The 20,682-nt window shown below is 41.2% G+C and carries 16 protein-coding genes and 1 tRNA gene; 10 read left to right on the top strand and 7 right to left on the bottom strand.

The window, feature by feature from the left end:
• Positions 1-42: 42 nt before the first annotated feature.
• Both H5164_RS16925 and H5164_RS16920 read left to right on the top strand, forming a co-directional pair.
• Positions 43-118 (top strand) — tRNA-Lys (locus tag H5164_RS16925).
• Positions 119-676: 558 nt separating this feature from the next.
• Complete coding sequence (locus H5164_RS16920) at positions 677-1,828, top strand: DcaP family trimeric outer membrane transporter (protein ID WP_124015706.1); 1,152 nt, start codon at positions 677-679, stop codon at positions 1,826-1,828.
• A gap of 64 nt (positions 1,829-1,892) precedes the next feature.
• Here the strand turns inward: H5164_RS16920 and H5164_RS16915 are convergent, their stop codons facing one another.
• Together H5164_RS16915 and H5164_RS16910 are read right to left on the bottom strand one after the other, a co-directional pair.
• Positions 1,893-2,153 carry a GrxA family glutaredoxin gene (locus tag H5164_RS16915; RefSeq protein WP_182757147.1) on the bottom strand — a complete coding sequence of 87 codons (261 nt, stop codon included), beginning with the start codon at positions 2,151-2,153 and terminating at the stop codon, positions 1,893-1,895.
• Positions 2,154-2,232: 79 nt separating this feature from the next.
• Positions 2,233-3,984, bottom strand: coding sequence for a DEAD/DEAH box helicase (locus H5164_RS16910; RefSeq protein ID WP_182757146.1), 1,752 nt, complete (start codon positions 3,982-3,984; stop codon positions 2,233-2,235).
• Between the two features lie 254 nt (positions 3,985-4,238).
• Here H5164_RS16910 and H5164_RS16905 point away from each other — a divergent pair, with 254 nt between their 5' ends.
• A complete protein-coding gene (locus tag H5164_RS16905; RefSeq protein ID WP_124015709.1) occupies positions 4,239-4,640 on the top strand; it encodes a hypothetical protein in 402 nt (133 codons plus the stop codon).
• Positions 4,641-4,762: 122 nt separating this feature from the next.
• Here H5164_RS16905 and acs read toward each other — a convergent pair whose 3' ends face one another.
• Entirely contained in the window at positions 4,763-6,715 is a 1,953-nt protein-coding gene (gene acs / locus H5164_RS16900) for an acetate--CoA ligase (protein WP_124015710.1), read from the bottom strand.
• Positions 6,716-6,971: 256 nt separating this feature from the next.
• Here acs and H5164_RS16895 point away from each other — a divergent pair, with 256 nt between their 5' ends.
• Both H5164_RS16895 and H5164_RS16890 read left to right on the top strand, forming a co-directional pair.
• A complete protein-coding gene (locus H5164_RS16895) occupies positions 6,972-10,394 on the top strand; it encodes a PAS domain-containing hybrid sensor histidine kinase/response regulator (protein WP_124015711.1) in 3,423 nt (1,140 codons plus the stop codon).
• Positions 10,395-10,451: 57 nt separating this feature from the next.
• Positions 10,452-11,051, top strand: a complete 600-nt coding sequence (locus H5164_RS16890; protein WP_182757145.1) for a glutathione S-transferase family protein — start codon at positions 10,452-10,454, stop codon at positions 11,049-11,051.
• A 50-nt stretch (positions 11,052-11,101) separates the two neighbouring features.
• Here the strand turns inward: H5164_RS16890 and H5164_RS16885 are convergent, their stop codons facing one another.
• Positions 11,102-11,734 (bottom strand): LysE/ArgO family amino acid transporter, encoded by a 633-nt coding sequence (locus tag H5164_RS16885; protein ID WP_182757144.1) that lies wholly within the window; start codon positions 11,732-11,734, stop codon positions 11,102-11,104.
• A 158-nt stretch (positions 11,735-11,892) separates the two neighbouring features.
• Here H5164_RS16885 and H5164_RS16880 point away from each other — a divergent pair, with 158 nt between their 5' ends.
• Positions 11,893-12,786: a LysR family transcriptional regulator ArgP gene (locus H5164_RS16880; RefSeq protein WP_182757143.1), complete on the top strand. Its 894-nt coding sequence runs from the start codon at positions 11,893-11,895 to the stop codon at positions 12,784-12,786.
• 43 nt (positions 12,787-12,829) lie between these two features.
• Here the strand turns inward: H5164_RS16880 and bioA are convergent, their stop codons facing one another.
• Positions 12,830-14,164: an adenosylmethionine--8-amino-7-oxononanoate transaminase gene (gene bioA, locus H5164_RS16875; RefSeq protein ID WP_182757142.1), complete on the bottom strand. Its 1,335-nt coding sequence runs from the start codon at positions 14,162-14,164 to the stop codon at positions 12,830-12,832.
• A gap of 114 nt (positions 14,165-14,278) precedes the next feature.
• Between bioA and bioB the strand changes: the two genes are divergently transcribed.
• From bioB to bioD, 4 genes are read left to right on the top strand one after another with little or no spacing between them, the layout of a single operon-like run.
• Complete coding sequence (bioB, locus tag H5164_RS16870; protein ID WP_182696950.1) at positions 14,279-15,331, top strand: biotin synthase BioB; 1,053 nt, start codon at positions 14,279-14,281, stop codon at positions 15,329-15,331.
• 6 nt (positions 15,332-15,337) lie between these two features.
• The gene (locus H5164_RS16865) at positions 15,338-16,498 is read left to right on the top strand and encodes an 8-amino-7-oxononanoate synthase (protein ID WP_182757141.1); all 1,161 of its coding nucleotides are present in this window, start codon (positions 15,338-15,340) and stop codon (positions 16,496-16,498) included.
• 56 nt (positions 16,499-16,554) lie between these two features.
• Positions 16,555-17,313 (top strand): methyltransferase domain-containing protein, encoded by a 759-nt coding sequence (locus tag H5164_RS16860; protein WP_182757140.1) that lies wholly within the window; start codon positions 16,555-16,557, stop codon positions 17,311-17,313.
• A 7-nt stretch (positions 17,314-17,320) separates the two neighbouring features.
• On the top strand, positions 17,321-18,052 hold the full coding sequence (gene bioD, locus H5164_RS16855) for a dethiobiotin synthase (protein ID WP_182757175.1): 732 nt from the start codon (positions 17,321-17,323) through the stop codon (positions 18,050-18,052).
• 120 nt (positions 18,053-18,172) lie between these two features.
• Here the strand turns inward: bioD and H5164_RS16850 are convergent, their stop codons facing one another.
• Positions 18,173-19,198: a GGDEF domain-containing protein gene (locus H5164_RS16850; RefSeq protein WP_124015720.1), complete on the bottom strand. Its 1,026-nt coding sequence runs from the start codon at positions 19,196-19,198 to the stop codon at positions 18,173-18,175.
• A gap of 149 nt (positions 19,199-19,347) precedes the next feature.
• On the bottom strand, positions 19,348-20,250 hold the full coding sequence (locus tag H5164_RS16845) for a hypothetical protein (RefSeq protein ID WP_220492728.1): 903 nt from the start codon (positions 20,248-20,250) through the stop codon (positions 19,348-19,350).
• Positions 20,251-20,682: the final 432 nt, after the last annotated feature.

Here is a 20,682-nt window from a genome sequence, read left to right as displayed (position 1 = left end):
CTTTTTCCCCAGTAAGAATAGATGTTCTTGCAAAACCAAGATGGGTCGTTAGCTCAGTTGGTAGAGCAGTTGGCTTTTAACCAATTGGTCGAAGGTTCGAATCCTTCACGACCCACCACTTTTTAGACCTCTCCGAGTTAAACTCCCAGATCATCAAAGAACAGTCAATTATTCAACGGCTAAAATTGCCAATGAATTTTTCGCCATTTAAATATCAACAGTTGGCTGTCAACCCATTAGCCGAAGGTTCGAGTTCTAGATGAACCACAAATTTAGCATTATTCCCCAAGTTATTTTAAAATATCTCAAATCCCTCGTACTCTAAATCAAAAAATTATCGCCATTGAATTTGATCATAAATATTTTCTAGCTCATCGCTTCAAACCATTCACTGATGGGGGCCTACCATACAATTATTCGATGCTCACGATTATTAAATACTTACTTTGATTAAATTTATTGTGCAATGACCTACAATTTTAGGTCATTAATCTTTTAAATTACTGTCATGTAGAGTCATTAATTTGATATAGAAAAATGATTTAACCTTAAGTATTAGTTCAATTATAAGTATTTACTTGTCTACTTTTGTCTTATAGACCTATTGCTAATGTTATCTGTTTGTTGATTGGTTCATATTGCTGAAGATTAGAACAATATCAATAGGGAGAGAATAATGAGAAAGCAAAAGCTAAGTCTTTATGTTGCAAGCGCTTTGTTAGCGATGAGTGGGGGAGCTCATGCTGCAACCGATATGACTTTTGGTGGCTACATTAAAGCCGATGTAATGTTTAGTGATTATGGCAATGGGGCGCCAGAATCTGGTTCGTTGTCACGTCAGTTTTATGTGCCAGGGACTATTTATGGGACATCTGGAAACGGCCAGCAAGTTGTCGATTTTCAAGCGCGGGAATCACGTTTTAACTTTAAAACAGTTACTGATGTTGATGGCCATAAACTCACAGGTTTTATTGAACTTGATTTTATGACCCATACTGACGGTAACGAGCGAGTCTCTAACAGTTACTCTCCTCGTATACGTCATGCATTTGTCAGTTATGACAATTGGACAGTCGGTCAGACTTGGACCACGTTTCAAAATCCAGGCGCCTTACCGGAGAATCTAGATTTTGTCGGTGCAGCTGAAGGAACACCTTTCGTTAGACAATCACAACTACGTTATACCAGTGGTAATTGGCAATTTTCAATTGAAAATCCTGAAACAACTGTAACACCGTTTGGTGGTGGAGGCCGAATCACCAGTGGTAGCGGTGTTGTTCCGGATTTTGTCGGACGTTATAACTTCAGTGCTGCTAGTGGTTCTGCATTTTCAGTAGCTGCTATTGTAAGACAATTAGATTTAGAGCAAGTTGTTGGAGCAACCCAGTACGATACTTCTGAGTTAGGTTATGGTGTTAGCTTTGCTGGTGTTATACCTTTAGGTAAAGATGATATTAAATTTACCGCAACTTATGGGGAAGGTTTAGGGCGTTATATGGCGCTTAACTATGCTAATGCTGGTGTGCTTGATTCCAATGGTGAGATCCAAGCGATTAAATCCTATGGTGGTTTCGTCGCATACCGTCATTGGTGGTCAGAACAATGGCGTTCTAGCTTGACGGTTTCAGGTTTCACTGCAGACAATGATATTGCACTTACTGGCGGGGCTGTTAATAAAGAAGCTTATTCTGGCTATGTTAACTTACTATACTCGCCTTCAAAGCCACTCACATTTGGGGTTGAATATATGCATGCTTTGAATGAGCGCGAAGATGGTTTCGACGGTGATTTGAATCGTATTATATTCTCAGCTAAATACGCTATTTAGCCTATAAACTGATAACAAAAAGGCAACCTTATTGGTTGCCTTTTTTATTTGAAGCTTTTAATACTTATTTAAGTAGATTGTTTTGGCGAACATAGGCTTCAAATTCAGTGCAACCACCAATTGGTTGTTCGTCAATGAAGATCTGTGGAACAGTTTCAACCGTTTTGCCGACACTTTTTGATAAGTCTGCTTTGGTGATACCTTCGGCATGAATATCAATATATTTAAATTTGAAATCCGCACTTTGTGCCGCTAACTTTTCTGATAACTCAACGGCTCTAACACAATATGGGCAACCTGGGCGGCCAAAAATAACTACAAACATGGTGACTCCTGTTTAATGATCTTGGCAATTTATACCATATGTATTTTTCAAATGGTATTTGAACACAATTAATTTTGTTTTAACTCATATCGATTTTATATTTGCCTTGATAGTCAAAAAATGTATCAACTAAATCCCAACGATATTTGTTTTTCTTTAGTAATAATAAATCAGGTTTTCTAAATCGGCTTTGATCCGCCAATACATCTGCTACTTTATTATATTGAGGATGCTTAAGACCTGGCGTGCGAGTGTGGCTTAGTACAAATACCGCATAAAACGCTTTGCGTTGTGCTGGTGTCGAAAAGTTAAACGTCTGCTTAAAATCATTACCCTCAATATCAATATATTGAATAAGTAACTTGTTGTCGTGCTCGAGTAATAGCATTTGCTCGCATTTGAATAAATGGTGATGCTGAGCGTTAAGTACTTGCTTTAAGCGTTTATCAGGATCAATTAAGGTTGATTGGCAGGCGTTACAGATACGTGCCGCTATATCATTTTCAGCTCCACAGTCGGGACATGATTTTGACCTGAATCTAAAGTAACATTGCTGGTTGTCACTGATTAATCCTTGGCAGCGTCTTCCATAATGCTCAATTATATCGCCATCCCCATCCACTATCCCCCAAAAGATGTTTGCAAATTGGCATACAGGACAATGCACTTGAACAGGCACTGATTTACTATTGGGCTTGGCTTGGCCAACTTCAGGATAAAAGAGGTCATAACCGTTCGCGGCGTAATCGATGATTAAACAATCGGTTTTATCCGCTGCTAAGCGTAAACCTCGACCAATCATTTGTTGGAATAGGCTCACTGACGCTGTTGGTCTTAATATTGCTATAAGGTCAACATGTGGCGCATCGAAGCCTGTAGTGAGCACTGCTACGTTGACTATGTACTTCAGATCTTGGGCCTTAAAGCGTTGAATGATCTCATCACGTGCGTTATGGGGCGTTTTAGCGGTAATTAACGCAGCATCTTTGTCTAAAAGTGCCATCACTTCATTAGCATGTCTAACGGTTGCAGCAAAAATCAATACACCTTTGCGCAGTGCTGCAAGTTGCTTCACCTGTTTGATAATTGCTGTGGTTGCGCGGCCTTGATGATTAAGCAAGGAGTCTATTGCCATTTGAGGGTACTCTCCGCTGTCATTTGGCTCCAGATCACCAAAATCATATTGGGCACTCAGTCCGTCAAAAATAATCGGTTTAGTAAGATAACCTTTATTAATTAATGGCCGCATTGGCAGTTCAAAAATGCACTTGTCAAAAACAGCGGTGTCAGTATTGCCTACTTTTCCATGGTAATGCACACGGTATATCCAGCCTAAACCTAAACGATAAGGCGTTGCCGTTAATCCAAGTAATTTTATATTAGGATTTTGCGCTTTAAGATGAATAAGCAATTGTTGATATTGGCTCGTAGACTCATTACTCACTCGATGACATTCATCGATAATCACTAATGAAAAGGGTTGGGTAAATTTTGTGAGGGCACGAGCCGCTGATTGAACGCTGGCCACTACCGTTTTACCATTGGCTTTCTTTTGATTTAATCCGGCAGAATAGATATTTGCTTCTTGTGTCAGTAAGCCTACCTTTTCGGCATTTTGAGCGACTAATTCCTTTACGTGAGTTAGCACCAGTACATTACCATTAGCAATGCGAGCTAGTTCGGCAATGACGATACTTTTGCCTGCACCGGTAGGAAGAACCAATACTGCTGATTGTTGACTTTGCTTAAAATGAGCAATAGCAGCATCTACGGATTGTTGTTGGTAATCACGTAGGGTTATCTTTGCAGGTTTAACAGATGAGTCTTTCAATTTATTGGTAGTATTATCCTGGTTTGGATAAAGCTTAACATAGACAAGGATTGATAAACCATATTGTGATGAATGAGCGCTTATTTATGGTAAAGCTAAATCAATAAACCATGGCTAAAGGTGATAAATACACGCTAATAGTATTTTTGCGAGATAAGCGCTGTTTTTTTATATAAGTTGGTGTAAATTCATTTACACAGTCAGATGATACTTATAAAAAAATAATAATGTATTGCCATCAGGAAAAACACTTTATGAAACGTTTACTGTTAGCCGCTCTGTTTATGGTTAGCCACATCGCCGTTGCTGAAGACGCTTTAGTCATAGGTTTATCTATTGAAGAGAGCGTGAAGCATTCTGAAGATTTAACCACGTCGGCATCCAAAATTGTCATGGGATTAAATGATACTGTGTCACTCAATGTTGAAGGTGATTATGGTGTGACAATCGTGTCGACAGAAAATAGCAATAATAAGGTCAATTTGTTGATCAGTTTACGTGATGAATCTAATGACGCTTCGGATTTACTAGGAGACAAAACAATCAGTCTTAAAGTGGGCCAATCAACCAGTTACAAGGTGACATTAAACGATCATTTATATGACATAACTATTGAGACCTCTTATGCTCCACAGCCTAAAACCTTAAACAATTAGTCATAGCGAATAAAACTGTTCAGTCCATTAATCTCAGTTAAAAAAATGCCCCTCAGTGAGGGGCGAAAAGAGAAATTGGTCAGGATTTCTCGGGTGGATAAGGTATTACAAGTTAGTTTATATTACTCAGTTTTGTTTAGGCGTGACTCAATTAACGTATCAATTACAGCAGGATCCGCCAGAGTAGAGGAATCACCTAAGTTGGTCACTTCATTAGCGGCAATTTTTCGAAGGAATCGGCGCATAATTTTGCCAGAACGCGTTTTCGGTAAACCGCTTGCCCACTGAATAAGATCCGGTGTTGCAAGGGCGCCAATTTCTTTGCGTACCCATTGACGTAATTCTTGGCGCAACTCTTCCGTTGGCTCAATCCCACGAGTGAGGGTGACATAAGCGTAAATACCTTGGCCTTTAATGTCATGCGGGTAACCCACAACAGCGGCTTCAGCAACGAGCTCATGCGACACTAGCGCGCTTTCCACTTCAGCAGTACCTAAGCGATGTCCAGATACGTTAATGACATCATCAACACGACCAGTAATCCAATAGTAGCCATCTTCATCACGACGCGCGCCATCACCGGTAAAATACATGCCACGGAACGTTTTAAAGTAAGTTAAGGCAAATCTATCATGGTCACCATAAACGGTGCGCATTTGTCCTGGCCACGAATCAAGGATAACCAGGTTACCTTCACCGGTACCTTCTACAATATTACCCATGTTATCGACTAGCGCAGGCTGTACACCAAAGAAAGGTCGAGTTGCAGAACCTGGTTTGGTGTCTGTAGCACCTGGTAGAGGACTTATCAGAATACCGCCCGTTTCAGTTTGCCACCAAGTGTCGACAATAGGGCAGTTTTCATGACCGATCACCTCATGGTACCAACGCCATGCTTCTGGATTGATTGGTTCGCCCACTGATCCCATAATGCGTAATGAATCACCTTTATAGCTGCTAAATTGTTCTTTACCCTCAGCCATTAGTGCACGAATTAGGGTTGGCGCGGTATAGAGAATATTGACTTTATGACGGTCAATCATTTCACCTAATCGAGCCGGAGTTGGATGATTAGGTACACCTTCATGAATTAATACCGTCGCGGCATTCGCTAATGGTCCATAGACCATATATGAATGACCAGTGATCCAACCTACATCTGCGGTACACCAATATACTTCGTCTGCTTTATAGTCAAACACATATTCGTGTGTCATTGAGGCATACACCATATAACCACCGGTAGTATGCAGCACACCTTTAGGGTTACCAGTAGAGCCTGAGGTATAAAGTAAAAAGAGTGGATCTTCAGCATTCATTTCAGCGGGTAGACAGAATTCTGAAGCGACTTCCATGAGTGAGTGCCACCAGACATCTCGGCCTTCAACCCAATCGATGCTCCCACCAGTACGCTTAAGTACTATGACCTTTTCGACGCAAGTGACATCTGGATTTGATATGGCTTCATCCACACTGCGTTTTAACGGAATTTTTCTGCCACCGCGAACACCTTCGTCGGCAGTAATTAAGACTTTTGATTTACCGTCAATCACCCTTGCAGCAATCGAGTCGGGTGAGAAACCACCAAACACCACTGAATGCACCGCGCCAATGCGAGCACAGGCAAGCATAGCGACTGCCGCTTCAGGCACCATAGGCATGTATATTGTGACGATATCACCTTTATTAACACCTTGGCTTCGAAGGGCGTTAGCAAATTTACACACATCGGCATGTAATTGGGCGTAAGTAATTTTACGTTGCTCATTGGCATCGTCACCTTCCCAAATAATGGCTAGTTTATCGCCATGTTCTTCAAGGTGGCGATCTAAGCAATTGGAAGACGCATTGAGCGTGCCATCATAAAACCAATTGATTGAAAGGTTATGATCATCAAAAGACGTTTGCTTGATTTTGGTATAAGGTTTGATCCAATCAATACGTTTGCCGTGTTCTCTCCAGAAACCTTCTGGATTAATAATGGACTCCTGGTACATTTTCTTATATTGATCGTTATCAACCAGTGCGTTTTCTGCAATGTCACTCGGAACTTTGTAAAGAGATTGCGGGGTCATGGGGCTTCCCTTTCTAAAAATGGCGTGGTTAAAGTATCATCTGCAACAGGCTATCAGCACTATTAGACCTTGGTCTAGTTTTAAAATATCCTTAATATTTAGTCTGTTGCACGTGTTAATATGGTTATAATTGCTACAGAGTTAGTCTGTTATTTATGATGATTCTATTGTGTAGGTTGTTTTATGTTCAATACACGATGTTTTAGGTAAAAATAAAACAGATTTTTAATAATAATAAAGTGATATCGGACGTTTCATGAACTTAACCTTAATCGTTGCCGTGATTGCGGTGTGTTATGTGTCATTGCTGTTTATTTTGGCGTGGGGCGCTGAGAGGTGGTTTAGTAAAATAAACCAAAAAGCCCAAGTATGGATTTATGGGCTCAGTTTAGCTGTGTATTGTTCTTCCTGGAGCTTTTTAGGCACAGTTGGCCAGTCCGCCAATGATTTATGGTCTTTTTTGCCTATTTTTATTGGCCCAATATTGGTGTTTACCCTTGGCTTTGGCATGTTACGAAAAATGGTGGTGGTGTCTAAAGCGCAAAACATTACTTCTGTTGCCGACTTTATTGCTGCCCGCTATGGTAAATCACAACTATTAGCGGCGTTGGTTACGCTAATTGCCTTGTTCGGCATCATGCCTTATATCGCGTTACAACTTAAAGCCATGGTGTTTAGTCTTAATTTATTTCAACCTGCTGACAATCCGCTGAGTCCTGTCGCTGTGCCATTATTGATTACCATGTTATTGGCTATTTTTGCCATTTTATTTGGTACTCGTAAATTAGATGCTACTGAACATAATCCAGGAATGATGGTGGCGATTGCCTTTGAGTCACTGGTTAAACTGGCAGCCTTTATCTCTGTCGGTGCCGTGATTAGTTTTGGGGTCTTTGATGGCTTTGGTGATATTTGGCAACAAGCATCAGATAAAGCATTGATCCAAAATAGTCATATCCGTTTAGAGTCTTTCCTACCTGAGTTATTTGTTGGTATGGCGGCGTTCTTATGTATGCCAAGGCAGTTTCATGTGATGGTAGTCGAGTGCGGTGGCGAGCATATTTTAAGAAAATCGCGATGGATATTTCCAATCTATTTAGTCTTATTTGGCTTGTTCGTTGCCCCATTAGCACTCGCCGGTAAGGTGATTTTGGGTGATTCAGTGTCAGCTGATACCTATGTGATTAATTTACCTTTAGCGCTTGATCAACCTGTATTAGCCGTTGTCGCATTACTGGGTAGTTTGTCTGCCGCGACTGGGATGGTGATCGTGGCGGTGGTGACTATTAGCGTGATGGTGAGTAACGAATGGTTGGTGCCATTTCTGTTGCGAACAGGACAAATACGAGAAAAGAATTTTAGTCAGTTTTCTAAACTGTTATTAAATGTACGTCGTTTATCGATTGTGGTGATTTTAGGTTTTGGTTATTTAAGCTATTTGCTGTTTACCGACCGTGATTCACTTTCACATCTGGGGATGATGTCGTTTGGCGCATTCTCTCAATTAGCGCCTGCGTTAGTGGGGGGATTGTATTGGAAACACGGAAATCGAGCGGGAGTGTATCTAGGCCTTGCTGTTGGTTTTAGTCTTTGGTGTTTTATTTTACTTCAAGGTGCCGGTGAAGCCCGTGTGATTGGTGCAGACTCTGGTTTGTTCAATTCAATCACTCCCAATATTAGCGATACTTTGATTGCCTTATTAGCCAATATTTTTTGCTATGTGCTGGGTTCTATATGGTTTAGAGCGGGCGTTGCTGAGCGTATTCAAGCGAGTCACTTTGTCAAACCTTGGTCATCAAAGCAAGATGCTAAAAAACGCCAAGGGCCTATTTCACAACAAGATTTATTAATTTTGGCCAGTCGGTTTGTCAGTCCTACTCGTGCTTATGAAAGTTTTAGCCGTTTTTCGGCAGATGCGGTTAAGAGTGACAGTTGGTACAAAACGGCTCCAGAAGAGTTAATCGCTCATACGGAACATATGTTGTCGGGTGTGTTAGGCGCATCAAGTGCTTCACTGGTTATGGACTCTGTTTTACAAGGGCGTGATTTGGCTCTTGATGAGGTATTCCATTTAGTGGATGAGGCCTCTTCTAAAATTATTTTAAGTCAAGATATGCTGCGAGGTGCAATTGAACACGCTTATGAAGGTATGAGTGTGGTTGATAGAGACCTTAATTTAGTTGCGTGGAATTATCGCTATGTTGAATTGTATCAATACCCAGAAGGCTTTTTACAACAAGGTATGCCAATAGCTGATATTGTGCGGTTTAATGCTCTGCGCGGTTTTTGTGGTACTGGAGACATTGAAAACCAAGTTGAAGTGCGGGTACAACATATGCGAAATGGCACTCCTCATACTTCTGAGCGTGCTCGCCAGGATGGTAAGGTTATAAAAATTCAAGGCAATCCTATGCCTGATGGTGGTTTTGTAATGACATTTACTGATATCACCCAATATCGTTTACAGGAAAAAGCTTTACTGGAAGCTAATGAAACTTTGGAAAGTCGGGTACAGGAGCGAACCTATGAACTGGCGTTATCAAATAGCGAATTATTAGAAGCTAAAGCACAAGAAGAGCTCGCCAATGCGTCAAAAACGCGTTTTTTAGCTGCCGTGGGTCACGACTTAATGCAACCGTTAAATGCTGCAAGATTATTTACAGCATCATTATCGCAATATCCAAATCTCGATTTAGAAGCACGTACCACATTGACTCATGTTAATAGTTCGCTGAAAACAGCTGGTGAATTACTAACCGATTTACTCGATATTTCTAAGCTAGACTCTGGCATGGTAGAGGTTAACCGTCGTGATTTTGCGATTGCAGAGATCATTAACGGTTTATCCATTGAATTTGATGCTATGGCTGCCGATAGTCAAATTTCGTTTTCAATGGTGCCTTGTACTGCGACAGTTAACTCCGATCCTTCTTTATTACGACGTGTGTTACAGAATTTTTTAACCAATGCTTATCGTTATGCTCGAGGCGGTAAAGTGTTATTTGGTTGCCGTCATCGAGGTGATTTTATTGAGATCCAAGTACTGGATACTGGTTGTGGAATTAATGAGTTTGATATACAAGAAATCTTTAAAGAGTTTAAACGTCTCAATCATCCTAGTAGCCGTAATGTCAGTGGTTTGGGGTTAGGGTTAGCGATTGCTGACAGGATCAGTAAGGTACTTGATCATCAAATACATGTGAGTTCGGCTTTAGGTCGCGGTTCGATATTCTCTATTTCTGTGCCCATAGGTGAAACCATCAGCCAAACAAGCAATAAACCTTTACCAACACTATTGCAGCCTTTAGCGGGAATTAAAGTGCTATGCATCGACAATGAAGAAGCCATTCTTGCGGGATTAGAATCATTATTAAGCCGTTGGCAATGTGAGGTTATTTGTGCCAAAGATCTTGCCGATGCACGGATTAAGTTAGGCCTTAAAGGGGTGGCACCAGACATTATGTTAGCTGATTATCACTTAGATGATGATCAAAACGGTATCGATGCCATGAATGGTATTCGCAGCCGTTATGGGGAGCATTTACCAGGGATATTAATTACAGCCAATACCAATAAAGATTTGGTTGAAGATGTCGAAAGGCAGGGTTATCACTACATGGCTAAAATGGTTAAACCTGCTGCATTGCGAGCATTAATTTCGAGTCTAGTTAAAAAGTAGGTTTACCCATTTTGGCAGTATTGCTGAGATAAAACATCACCTTAAAAGGATATTAGTATGATTGTGTATGGCGATAGCATGTCGGGTAATTGTTATAAGGTGCAGTTGGTGCTGAATCTGTTAGGTATTGAGCATGTATGGCAAGAAATGAATATCACTAAAGGTGAAACGCAAACACCAGAGTTTTTAGCTAAAAATCCTCAAGGTAAAATACCGCTAATAGAACTCGATGATGGCAGCGTATTATCGGAGTCGAATGCAATTATCGGGTATCTTGCTGAGGGCTCTATGTTGATCCCAACCGATGCTTATAATAAAGCGAAAATGTATCAGTGGATGTTTTTTGAACAATACAGTCATGAGCCATATATTGCCGTTGCACGCTTTATTCAGTTGTATTTAGGATTACCTGAGGATCGCTTAGCTGAATATCACTCACTGCACGCTAAAGGCCATAAAGCGCTTGCGGCTATGGAAGCTGAACTAGCAAAGCAACCTTTTCTGTGTGGTTCGCAATTTACCTTAGCGGACATTGCTTTGTTCGCTTATACCCATGTTGCCCATCAAGGCGGTTTTGATTTAACCCATTACCCACAGATTAATAAATGGTTACTTCGCATAAAACTGCAAGCTAGCTTTGTGCCGATGAAGGGTTAATTATTTACTGATTTTATGGATATTTTTTGATTTACATGTGTTGTCAGCCGCTATTCGATTATTGGTATTATTGATAAAGTATTAAATACTGAATAGGCGATAAAAAGCATAATAGTGCCGACTAGAGCATCAATCACGCGTTGAACTTTAGGCGTACCTAACCAAGGTGCAAGTTTAGCGGCACCAAATGCTATGGTGTAAAACCACAGTATTGAGGCCAGCATGGTACCAATAGCAAATGCCCATTTTTCGTTGCCATCAAAAGTGCCCCCCACGCTACCGAGTATCATTACTGTATCTAAATACACATGAGGATTAAGCAAGGTGACAGCAAATGTAGTGCCGATAATTGTTTTACGGCTATTGGCCGCTGCAATGTGTGTTGTAACGAGATACTGATTTCTCCACACACTTTTGAACGACAGAACAGCATAAACAACTAAAAAAGTGACGCCTCCCCAACCTATCAGTAGCATTAACCATTCACTACTGGCGATTAATTTTCCTCCGCCAAAAATCCCCAGACCAATTAATAACACATCACACAACATGCAAATTGTCGCCGCGAGAAAATGATGATTGCGTTTTATTCCTTGGCTTAATATGTATGAGTTTTGTGCGCCAATAGGAATAATCATTCCTAAGCCGAGAATAAGTCCTTGAAATAATGCGGAGGTAGCCATGGGGATCCTAGTAACGAGCAATGTAATTAATTGCTAAAGTAGCAATAGTTTTGGTATAAATTAAATTAATAATTTTTCTGTTGTATAAGAATTATTAATGAAAGGTGGCAAGACATTGGCTACGATGACTTAAGAGGATTTAATAAGTTGGTAAAATAATGAGTAAACTTGATTATAAATTACTGCAGGCATTAAGCTGTGTGATTAAAGAACAAAGTTTTGAGCGTGCGGCTGGCGTGTTGTGTTTAACACAATCGGCGGTGTCGCAACGAATAAAGCAGTTAGAACAACATTTTGCTCAACCAGTATTAATTAGAGGCCAGCCGATTGAAGCCACAGATTTAGGTAAGCAGCTATTAAAACACTATTACCAAGTTGTGCAGTTAGAAGCCGACTTACTTCCTAGCGCTATGCCGCATTCACCCCAAACACCGTTAACCTTGCATATTGCCACCAATGCAGACAGCTTAGCCACCTGGCTAATTCCGGCAATAGCCCCGGTGATTAAGTCACATTTAATAGAAATTAATCTGCTCATTGAAGGTGAAGACCGCACGATTAATAGGTTAAAGGATGGCCAAGCTTTTGGGGCTATTTCTGTGCAATCTACACCTATTAAAGGTTGCCAATTGGCTCGGCTAGGAAATGTTGACTATCTGTTGGTTGCGACACCTGAGTTTAGTCGTCATTACTTCCCTAACGGAATTAGTGCCGACAGTCTTAGAAAAGCACCGGGTATCGCTTTTGATCATAAAGACAATATGCACACACGATACATTCAACAGCATTTTGGACTCACGCAAGGTGAATATCCATTACATACTGTACGTTCATCAGATGCCTTTGTGACCATGGCCAAGCATGGTGCGGCATATGGCTTAGTGCCAAAAACGCAAATTAAACCGGAGCTGGCTTCAGGTGAGTTAGTGCATATATGTAAAGAGCATATCATCACTGAAACGCTTTACTGGCACCATTGGATTTTACTTAAAGGTGTTTATAAAGACGTTTCAGATGCCATTGTTGCCCACGCTCAAGCGGTATTAGATTAAGCGAAACTGAGTCTGACCCAATCTGAGATTAGCCCAGTTTTGATTATCCATGGCTAATCAAAGTTTGATTATCTTCGCTTGGGACAATGGTGTCGGCAACAGATAACATGGCAGAGGTTAATTGGGTTAATTGTTCTGCGCTAATGGTATATGGCGGCATGATATAGATATAGCGACTAAAAGGCCTTACCCACACACCTAAATCAACAAAGGCTTTTTGCAAGGCTGCGGTATTAACTGGCGAGAGCATTTCTATTACTCCGACACTGCCGAGCACTCTTACATCTTTTACCTGCTTTGACGCCATGGCAGCGGGCAAGGTGCGTGTTAAATGTGCCTCAATATCTTTTACCTGCTGTTGCCAATCACCTTTAAGCAGTAAGTCTAAGCTGGCGGTTGCTGCTGCACATGCCAACGGGTTACCCATAAAAGTGGGCCCATGCATAAACACGCCAGCGGGTGAATCACTAATACCACAGGCCACTTCGTCACTGCATAAGGTGGCAGCAAGACTAATATATCCACCAGTTAAGGCTTTACCAACACACAAAATATCGGCCTCAATATTGGCATGCTCATAAGCGAATAGGGTTCCAGTACGGCCAAATCCAGTGGCTATTTCATCTAATATGAGTAACACGTCATATTGGTCACAAAGTTGGCGCAGTTTAACCAGATAAGCTGGGGAGTAAAAACGCATTCCGCCAGCACCTTGTATGATGGGTTCAATAATTACCGCGGCGATATCTTGGTGGTGTTGTGTAAATGCGGCATCTAACGCGAGTGTATCGGTTTGATTAAGCGGATCATTAAACTTAGACGTTGGCGCAGGGATAAATACTTGTTTAGTCACATTGTTGCCAAACATGGTATGCATTCCACCGTCTGGATCGCACACGCTCATCGCTGCAAAGGTATCACCGTGATAACCACTTTTTACGGTCATAATGCGTTGTTTTTGCGGCTGATTGCGGCCTTGCCAATATTGCAGCGCCATTTTTAAGGCGACTTCAACTGCAATCGAGCCTGAATCGGCTAAAAATACTTTGGTTAAATTGGCGCTGGTCATCTGCACTAAACGTTTTGATGTCTCAATAGCGGGTTGGTGGGTTATGCCGCCAAACATGACATGACTAAGTGTTGACAACTGTTGTTGCATTGCAGCAACAATGGTCGGATGACTGTAACCGTGCACACATGACCACCATGAACTCGTGCCATCAATAAGCACTTTACCGCTGTCTAATGTCAGTTCACATCCCTGGGCCGAAACGACGCCATATACAGGCAGAGACTGGGTCATCGAGGTATAAGGGTGCCAAATGTGTTGTTGATCGAAAGCGTAGTCGATAGTGGTGTTTGTGTCGGAAAATGCCATAATTATAGGTGCTCGTTTTTTGACCGCTAGTAAAGCGTGAAATGGTTACTGCGTTGACAGTTTACGGACTCAGGGTATCCTAGCCAACATAAAATCAAAATAAAGGAATGATCCATGTCGTTAGCTGAAGTTCGTCACGATTGGCAAAAAACAGAAATCGAGGCATTATTTGCGTTGCCTATGAATGATTTATTGTTTAAAGCCCACAGTATTCATCGTGAAACATTTGACCCTAACGAAGTGCAGATCAGTCGTCTTTTATCGATTAAAACCGGTGCATGCCCAGAGGACTGTAAATATTGTCCACAAAGTGCGCGCTATGATACCGGTCTAGAAAAAGAACGTTTACTTGAAATTGAAAAGGTATTAACTGAGGCTAAAAGTGCTAAAGCTGCTGGTGCATCACGTTTTTGCATGGGCGCTGCTTGGCGCAACCCGCGTGACAAAGACATGCCATATTTAACTCAAATGGTAAAAGATGTTCGTGCTTTGGGCATGGAAACCTGTATGACATTAGGCATGCTATCGCCTGACCAAGCCAGCAGATTGGCTGATGCAGGTTTAGATTATTACAACCATAACCTTGATACCTCACCAGAATATTACGGCGATGTTATCACCACCCGTACTTATCAAAGTCGTTTAGATACGCTGACAAACGTGCGAGCTTCTGGGATGAAAGTCTGTTCTGGCGGGATTGTCGGTATGGGCGAACAAGCCACCGATCGCGCAGGTTTATTGCAGCAACTTGCTAATTTAGAACAACATCCAGATTCGGTACCGATCAACATGTTAGTAAAAGTGGCCGGTACACCGTTTGAGAATATTGATGATCTTGACCCGCTTGAATTTGTCCGCACCATAGCAGTGGCTCGGATTATTATGCCTAAGTCGCGGGTGCGTTTGTCTGCCGGACGTGAAAGCATGAGTGATGAACTGCAATCAATGTGTTTCTTTGCGGGGGCTAATTCAATTTTCTACGGTTGTAAGCTATTAACTACGCCAAACCCAGAAGAAAATGATGACATGAGTTTATTCCGACGTTTAGGGTTACATCCTGAGCAAGGTCCACAAGCCAACATCGAATCTGATAGCGCATTATTAGCCAAAGCGAGTGCTAAGCAAGATAAGTCGACTAAGCAGTTCTTTGATGCAGCTGCGCTATAATTTTACATGACGTTATTAGGCCAGACTGATATGGGGCAGCACCCATTAACCGAGCGGATAAGTAATAAGCTTGCTGATCTGCAGGCGGCAGGCCTTTTACGCCAACGACATGTGTCGGAAACCAAGCCACGTGTAATGGTTGATTTTAGCCATAATGATTACTTAGGCTTAGCCCATGAACCTGCTTTAGTTCAAGCTCTGTATGCTGGAGCGCAGCAGTATGGTGTTGGCAGTCGTGCATCACCTCTTGTTAGTGGTTATAACCAAGCCCATTTTGCCCTTGAACAGCGTTTATGCGAGCTGACGGGGCATCAAGCATGCATGTTATTTAGTTCTGGTTTTAGTGCTAACAACGCGTTAATGAAAACCTTGTTTAGCAACAAGGATACTGTCTTAGCCGACAAGTTAGTGCATGCCTCAGTAATTGATGGCTTAAAAGACAGTGGTAGTCAGATTCGGCGCTTTTTACATAACGATGTTAACAGTGCAACGCGACTGATCGAGCGCAACCCTCATACAGTTGTGGTTACTGAAAGTGTATTCAGTATGGACGGTGACATTGCCCCGATAGCTGAATTATCTCGCTTATGTCAGCAACATGATTGTTGGCTGATTGTCGATGATGCCCATGGCTTTGGGGTATTACCTAGCTCGTTTGTTAATGCCAATAATGTGGATATTCAGGTGGTGACATTCGGCAAAGCGTTAGGAGGTCAAGGCGCGGCAATTTTAGCCTCTAAAAATGTGATTGATTACTTAGTGGCAACTTCGCGTGAATATATTTATTCTACCGCGTTATCGCCCGCAAATGCTCAGTTGGCATTAGCGGCGATTAATTGGCAGCAAGACCATCCACAGTTATTAACACAATTAACGGCAAACATCGCCTTATTCAGGCAAGTTGCACTTGAGCATCAACTTGAGATCACGCCTTCAATGACAGCGATCCAGCCGATTATGATTGGCGATAATCATCGCGTTTTAGTTATTGCTGAGCACCTAAAACAACAAGGTTTTTTGGTGGGGGCTATTCGCTCACCAACGGTGCCAGTCGGGCAGGCCCGTCTTCGTATTACGTTAAATGCACAGCATCAAGCCAGCGATATTTGTGCACTGGTTAGTGCAGTGGCCCAGCTTATTCAGCACAATGATGTTAATGATATTTAGTAAGCAGCATTAACATCCTGGCAGTAGCTAAATAAATCGTATCTTTGAGAACCCTCATGACGTTAGATAACTCGGTTGCAAACAAGTTTTCAAGAGCAGCACCTTTGTATAAGCAACATGATGTGTTGCAGCGTATGAGTGCTCAGCAATTATTACAGCATGCCAATTTATATGGCACTCTACTTGATATTGGAGCCGGTCCGGGTACATGTTTTAAAGCTTTCAATGACGTGAAACAGGTTATCGCGGCAGATATTGCGCATGGCATGCTAACGCAATTGGCGCAACAGTATTCTGATTACTTATGCCTTTGTTGTGACGCTCAAGCGCTGGGTTTACAAAGTGCATCTATTGACAGCATTTATTCCAATTTAGCTTTGCAGTGGTGTCAGACGCTACCCAAAGCTTTTAATGAATTTCATCGCGTATTACGAGTGGGCGGTGAATGTCATCTCAGTGTTGTTATTGATGGCAGCTTGGCTGAATTGCAAACGTTAGGGTTTCACGTCAATCAATTTCACTCTGTATCAGCCCTTAAGTCTGCTTTTATCACCTCGCAAACAATGCCTCCTGATTGGGATAGTATCGATATCCAGGTAGAGACTATTACGGTTTATTTTGCCGACTTACGTAGCTTACTTTATTCAATAAAAGGGGTGGGGGCATCCAGTGCTCAAGCAGATGAGGAAAAGCAACGCGCAGTGTTGAGCAAACAACAATGGCAGCAACGGGTTGCATTAGCTGAAACCTTACGTACCGACAAAGGTTTACCATTAACTTATCAAATTGCGTATATCCGCGCTAAACGAGGCTGAAGCAATGCTGTATTTTGTGACTGCAACAGACACTGACAGTGGTAAAACGCTAATTTCAGCGGCACTTTTATCTAAGGCCACAGGTAATAAGTGTGGCTTTAAACCTATAGCATCAGGGTGTGAGTCTACAGAAGATGGCTTGCGCAATAGCGATGCCATGATGCTAATGACCCAATCTAATATGGATTTGCCATATCAAAGTGTTAATCCTATTTGTTTTGCCCCAGCAATTGCACCGCATATTGCCGCAAGGCAAGTAAACTATACTTTAACTGCCCAAGGTGTTCTTGACACTATGTACCACCCGGCGATGCAAAGTGCTGATTTTGCCTTAATTGAAGGTGCAGGTGGTTGGCGTTTACCATTGGGTAATGGCGAATATTTGTCTGATACAGTTAAATTATTGCAAGCTAAGCTGCAAAATACTAAGCCACAAACTGAATTAGTCAATCACATGAATTACCCATCAGATTGGCCATCGAGAATCGACGTTATTCTCGTCGTAGGCATGAAGCTAGGTTGTTTAAATCATGCCTTATTAACTCAAGAAGCACTGCTAGCAGATGGATTAACGATAGCTGGTTGGGTTGCAAATCAGGTGGATCCTCACATGGCTTTTATTGATGATAACCTCGACAGTTTAAAGCAAATAATGACAGGTCCGTTTTTGGGATATGTGCCTTATTTGGCTAAGCCGACGGCGATTAATGCCGCCCGTTACCTGCAGATGCCTAGCTAATTCAAATGTCGACATAATCGACAATATAAGGCCCAACCTTTGTCACGCATCATGCTGTAAAAGCAAAGTGATGAATCATAAAAGATGGGCTAAAAAATCAATTTATTTTACTCATAATAACTAGTTTGCAATCGGCATCACGCGATTTCTACCTAGGCGTTTTGCATCGTAAAGTAGCTTGTCAGTTGCCTCAATGAGTTGCGATACATTTTGTTTAGGTTTCCATTCTGCCACCCCAAAAGAGGCGGTTATTGAGTCAATTACTTTATCGCTACGTCGATCTTTGACACTGAGCTTTTCTATGGCTCTACGTATGCCTTCGGCCAGCTGCCTGGCTACCCTAAACTGACTATTAGGAACGATAATAGCAAACTCTTCGCCACCAAAACGGTACAATTTTACTCCGTCACGACACGCTTCTTGGGTCCGCTTAGCCACTGTTTTTAGGACTAAATCGCCGAGTTGATGGCCAAAACTATCATTGAATATTTTAAAGTGATCAATATCAATTAAAATTAAACAAGTACCTACAGGTGCTGAGCTTACTTGCGCTTCTATATCAGTATTAAATGCGCGGCGATTTAATACATTGGTTAATGCATCAAATAGCATGTCTTTTTCAGATGCGGCTAAACGTGTTTTTAGAGTATCAATTTCAGATTGTGCTTTTTGTAGCTGTTCAGTAAAACTGACCGTGCTAGAACGAATACTGGAAGATTCTTTGACAATATTTCTAACAATGCCAATAACTTGTTCAAGTGAGAAGCCTTGATTTTCAAGATCACTTAATTTTTTAAAATCTTTATCAATTTGCTTCTGAAATGTTTCAGTATCTAAATTAGTGTCTTTGAGTGATTGGGATAATTCACATACCATAGCATCTAAATTTTTACGCATATCACGCACATCAAGCTCTACTGGATCCGCAACATATTTACGATAAATTAGCTCGCTAGTTACTGGTGAACATGTTTGATTTTGTTTGACTGCGGTATCTAACTCTTGATTCAGTAAGGGGTTTTGTTCACCCACATAAGCATACCAAAGCGCATAGTTTGTTGGTGTGGTAGGGATTTTATATTTTAACATTAACGGAACCGCTTTTTTTAAATTGGCAGCAGCGGTTTGCAATAGCGTGTTAGACATTATGTGCCTCATGAACTGGGCTGAAAAAGACTTTTAAAATCTATAGTTAAATAAATATAGCAATAATAGCAGGGGTTATACCATCCTATTATGAGGATACAAATTAAAAAAAAGCACCCTAGGATGTTTTTTTTGTAGATAACGTGATATTAAAACACATAAGAGACAGCAAACATTGGCCCAGTAAAGCTGTAGTTAATATTATAGTCAAAGTTACGTTGCTCAATATTGCCGATATTACGTGTCTTTTCGATAGTAACGTCGACATCATAGTAGTTATATGCCAATTTTAGCGACCAGTTATCACAAATTTTTGCTTCGACCCCTAAACGGACATCGACAAGCGATCCATCTACATCATCATATTTGATTGAAAAGTAATGCGCATGAGCATCAAATATCCAGCCAGGGTAAAACTCGTAAGATCCATAAAGACCGATATCAGGCAAAGGAGCCGTTATCGTTTCATCGATAATTTCTGGCGTTGCTACTGAATTACTGCATAAGGTTGAATCTGGAACACAGATGCCTATGGTGCCTTTAAAGGCCGTTTCGATAAACATGGCGTGTAAACCTAGCGACACACCAACCGCGTAATTTGTACCTTGCCAGACATCATAACCGTACCCTATACGCAAAATGTCTATATTCAGTAAGGTATTGAGTTTCGAGCCAGTTTCAATCAGGTAATCTTTACCATCAATATCTTCAAGAATAAAATCTTGTGATACCGTTTCTGTATCTGCTTTGCGATCCAACGATTTCCAATCAATATAAATGTTGTGGCGTTGGTTGAAAGAAAAGGTAAATTCAAAATAGGGTAAGTATTGTGCTTCAGCTAGAAGAAGTTCGTCTTCAAAGTCCACCGGGAATGTACCGCCGGTTTTAGGGTTTGTGGCAATAAAGTTTGAATCGGAGTTGGCATAAAACATACCGATATCAAGAGTATATCCATCAGTAAAAGTTGTGCTTTGTATTGATGGCTCGGACTCAGCATAAGCCGTTCGAGTGATGAGTATCAACAATACTATATAAAAAAAAGATCTTATCATTGAAACTCCGCACTTATTATTTTTACTATCACAAGATATGCGTCTTCATATGATGTTGTTGTCAAATCTAATCCCTAATCTATTGTATGCAGATATCCAAAATAAGAATTATCAAATGCATACTCAAAAACATCAAATTTATATAAATAGGACCAACCTTTCATTAGCCATACTAGCACTTTGTTACTAGATGTGAAATATTTGTATGTGTTTATTGCGCTAAATCAAGTTTTCAGCAGTAGTTTGAAGTCAAAGGCGCAAAAGCAATCATTTTGACTGCAATGCCTTATGGGGTTGGGCGTCAGAGTGTTGGCGTTACAGTGGTGAGTGACAGTAATGTGGCAAAACGAAAAGTAGAGTAGAATATTGACCCTACTTCTTCGTTAGGTATGTAGCGTAATTGTTAATGTTTGCGGGCGTTTGTTTTAGTCA

This window comes from Shewanella sp. SG41-3, from assembly GCF_014164545.1.
GTDB lineage: Bacteria > Pseudomonadota > Gammaproteobacteria > Enterobacterales > Shewanellaceae > Shewanella > Shewanella vesiculosa.
The sequence above is the reverse complement of the archived record's forward strand: the minus strand, read 5'-3'. Positions and strand labels throughout refer to the sequence as shown.

Bases quoted from the DNA above. Each gene is read 5' to 3' on its own strand.
- bioA (WP_182757142.1), bottom strand. From the start codon at position 14,164: ATGGCATTTTCCGACACAAACACCACTATCGACTACGCTTTCGATCAA.
- H5164_RS16905 (WP_124015709.1), top strand. From the start codon at position 4,239: ATGAAACGTTTACTGTTAGCCGCTCTGTTTATGGTTAGCCACATCGCC.
- H5164_RS16880 (WP_182757143.1), top strand. From the start codon at position 11,893: ATGAGTAAACTTGATTATAAATTACTGCAGGCATTAAGCTGTGTGATT.
- acs (WP_124015710.1), bottom strand. From the start codon at position 6,715: ATGACCCCGCAATCTCTTTACAAAGTTCCGAGTGACATTGCAGAAAAC.
- H5164_RS16850 (WP_124015720.1), bottom strand. From the start codon at position 19,198: ATGTCTAACACGCTATTGCAAACCGCTGCTGCCAATTTAAAAAAAGCG.
- H5164_RS16860 (WP_182757140.1), top strand. From the start codon at position 16,555: ATGACGTTAGATAACTCGGTTGCAAACAAGTTTTCAAGAGCAGCACCT.
- H5164_RS16915 (WP_182757147.1), bottom strand. From the start codon at position 2,153: ATGTTTGTAGTTATTTTTGGCCGCCCAGGTTGCCCATATTGTGTTAGA.
- bioB (WP_182696950.1), top strand. From the start codon at position 14,279: ATGTCGTTAGCTGAAGTTCGTCACGATTGGCAAAAAACAGAAATCGAG.
- H5164_RS16920 (WP_124015706.1), top strand. From the start codon at position 677: ATGAGAAAGCAAAAGCTAAGTCTTTATGTTGCAAGCGCTTTGTTAGCG.
- H5164_RS16845 (WP_220492728.1), bottom strand. From the start codon at position 20,250: ATGATAAGATCTTTTTTTTATATAGTATTGTTGATACTCATCACTCGA.
- H5164_RS16895 (WP_124015711.1), top strand. From the start codon at position 6,972: ATGAACTTAACCTTAATCGTTGCCGTGATTGCGGTGTGTTATGTGTCA.
- H5164_RS16890 (WP_182757145.1), top strand. From the start codon at position 10,452: ATGATTGTGTATGGCGATAGCATGTCGGGTAATTGTTATAAGGTGCAG.
- H5164_RS16865 (WP_182757141.1), top strand. From the start codon at position 15,338: ATGACGTTATTAGGCCAGACTGATATGGGGCAGCACCCATTAACCGAG.
- H5164_RS16885 (WP_182757144.1), bottom strand. From the start codon at position 11,734: ATGGCTACCTCCGCATTATTTCAAGGACTTATTCTCGGCTTAGGAATG.